General features: G+C 49.2%; 1 tRNA gene and 1 rRNA gene. Both read left to right on the forward strand.

Going from position 1 to position 413, the window contains the following annotated elements:
• Nucleotide 1: 1 nt before the first annotated feature.
• Nucleotides 2-68: transfer RNA gene (locus ET34_RS0120715), tRNA-Glu, on the forward strand.
• 219 nt (nt 69-287) lie between these two features.
• Nucleotides 288-413: ribosomal RNA gene (locus ET34_RS0120720) — 23S ribosomal RNA — on the forward strand; the annotation flags it as partial.

Genomic DNA, 413 nt, shown 5'->3' on the forward strand with positions numbered 1-413 from the left:
TCGTCTAGCGGTTAGGACTCCGCCCTTTCACGGCGGCAACAGGGGTTCGAATCCCCTAGGGGACGCCACTTGCTGGCTGTGGGTGAAAGACACAACCAACCGATATCTCAAAACTGACTTTCAAGTCACGTTTGAGATATTTGCTCTTTAACAATCCGGAACAAGCTGAAAATTGAAACGACACACTGTTTCTGTTCTCCGTAAACGAGAACAGAAAAAGGTGTGTTCGAGTCTCTCAAATGCTTACGACACGACGATGAATCGCAGGAAACATCTTCGGGTTGTGAGGTTAAGCGACTAAGCGTACACGGTGGATGCCCTGGCAGTCAGAGGCGATGAAGGACGTGCTAATCTGCGAAAAGCGTCGGTAAGGTGATATGAACCGTTATAACCGACGATGTCCGAATGGGGAA

It is taken from the genome of Siccibacter colletis, assembly GCF_000696575.1.
In the GTDB taxonomy this organism is placed as follows: Bacteria; Pseudomonadota; Gammaproteobacteria; order Enterobacterales; family Enterobacteriaceae; genus Siccibacter; species Siccibacter colletis.